Raw genomic sequence first — 1,940 nt, 5'->3', positions numbered from 1 at the left:
TAGGGGTGCTCGGCAAGTGGCATGAACTCCACGTGGGTGAAGCCCGTCTCCAGCACGTGACCAATGAGGTCATCGGCGAGCTCACGGTAGGAGAGGCCCTGACGCCATGAACCCACGTGCAGTTCGTAAATACTCATGGGAGCTTCGTGCGCCTTGGTCTTATCGCGCTTGGTAATCCACTTTTTGTCGCCCCACTTGTAGTTGGAGTGAGCAATGATGGAGCCAGTCAGTGGTGGGCACTCGGTTTGGCGGGCCATCGGGTCAGCACGCTCCACCCAGTGACCGGCCTGAGTCAAGATTTCAAACTTGTAGGTCTCACCGGGGTGAACATCGGGAACAAACAGCTCCCACACACCACTGGCGCCCAGTGAGCGCATAGAGTGGCCTTCGCCGTTCCAACCGTTGAAGGTTCCCTTGACGCGCACTGCCTTTGCGTTGGGTGCCCAGAGCGCAAATGCCGTTCCTTGAACGGTGCCCTTGACGCCGCCATGACCGATGTAACGGGCACCGAGGACTTCCCAGAGGCGCTCGTGACGGCCTTCGCGGATGAGGTGCAGGTCGAGTTCACCCACGGTCGGAGTGAAGCGGTAACCGTCTTCAGCAATCCACTCAGCACCGTCGGGATAGCGGGTCTCAATGACATAATCCTGCAGACCGAGGGTGTGTGCACCTTCCCAGATGCCGTGGCCGGCATGGGAAAGCTCAATCCGGGCCTTGGAACCCAAGATGGCAATAACTTCGCTTGCCAAAGGTCGTCGCGTGCGAATGACGGTGACGGAGTCTTTGGAGCCTTCTACAGGGATGAGGTGTTGACCCAAGACACTGTGGGGGTCGTAGTGGCTGCCCTGAGCAACCCAGGCCAGAAGACCATCATCGAGAGAGGGAGTGTGCCATTCGGTAGCGCCCTTGGTCTTCTTGCTCGGGGTTTTCTTCACAGTTGGTGTCTTCTCTGCAGCATGTTTCGGAGCTGCTTTTTTGGTTGGCTTCTTCTCAGTCATCAGTTCACCTTGCTCACGTGCAAGATGTGGACAGGCTCGGTGAACGGATCCAGGCGCACATAGTTATCGGCACCCCACACCCATTCCACGCCCGTGACCAAGTTGGTCACGGTGATGGAATCACCGTGCTGGGCACCCAAGGTGGTCAAGTCGAGATGAACAGTTGTTTCGCGCACCGAGTGTGGATCCGTGTTGACCACAACAATGATGGTGTCGTTCTTTCCGGTGCCCGTGAACTGGGCATCCAGGTGCTTGCTGTAAGCCAAGATGGCGTCATCATCGGTGCGCTGGATGGTGATGTTGCGCAGCTGACGCAGAGCAGGGTGTTCCGCGCGGATCTCGTTGAGCTTCGTGAGGAAAGGCGCGAGCGAGGTGCCTTCCTTCTCAATGGCTGCCCAGTCGCGCATCTTGTATTCGAACTTCTCGTTATCGATATATTCCTCAGCGCCGGGACGCGCCACAGATTCGAAGAGTTCAAATCCGGTGTACACACCCCAGAGTGGGGCAGCGGTGGCGGCCAGCGTTGCACGAATCGTGAACGCGGCAGGGCCACCGAACTGCAAGTATTCCGTCAAGATGTCGGGAGTGTTCACGAACAGGTTCGGGCGCATGAAGTCGGCGGTCTCGCCTGAGATGCTACGGAAAAACTCTTCCAGCTCCCACTTGGTGTTGCGCCATGTGAAATACGAGTAGGACTGCTGGAAGCCCACCTTGGCCAGTGCCTGCATCATGGCCGGGCGTGTGAATGCTTCAGCGAGGAAGATGACGTCAGGGTGCTGGGCATTGACGGTCTTGATCAGCCATTCCCAGAAATCAACGGGCTTGGTGTGGGGGTTGTCCACGCGGAAAATGTTGATGCCCTTGGAAATCCAGAACAGCACCACACGCAACACCTCGGCACGAATGCCTTCAGGATCGTTGTCGAAGTTGATGGGGTAGATG

Annotated in this window: 2 pseudogenes; both read right to left on the bottom strand. The window is 57.5% G+C overall.

The features are described 5' to 3' along the window. Positions 1–998, bottom strand: a pseudogene (locus RR877_RS10490) (1,4-alpha-glucan branching enzyme); the annotation flags it as partial. Beyond that, a pseudogene (locus RR877_RS10485) lies at positions 998–1,940 on the bottom strand (alpha-1,4-glucan--maltose-1-phosphate maltosyltransferase); the annotation flags it as partial. The pseudogenes RR877_RS10490 and RR877_RS10485, both read right to left, overlap by 1 nt.

Origin of the sequence: Aurantimicrobium sp. (assembly GCF_036667855.1) — a bacterium.
GTDB lineage: Bacteria > Actinomycetota > Actinomycetes > Actinomycetales > Microbacteriaceae > Aurantimicrobium.
This window is presented reverse-complemented; position numbering and strand designations above follow the sequence as displayed.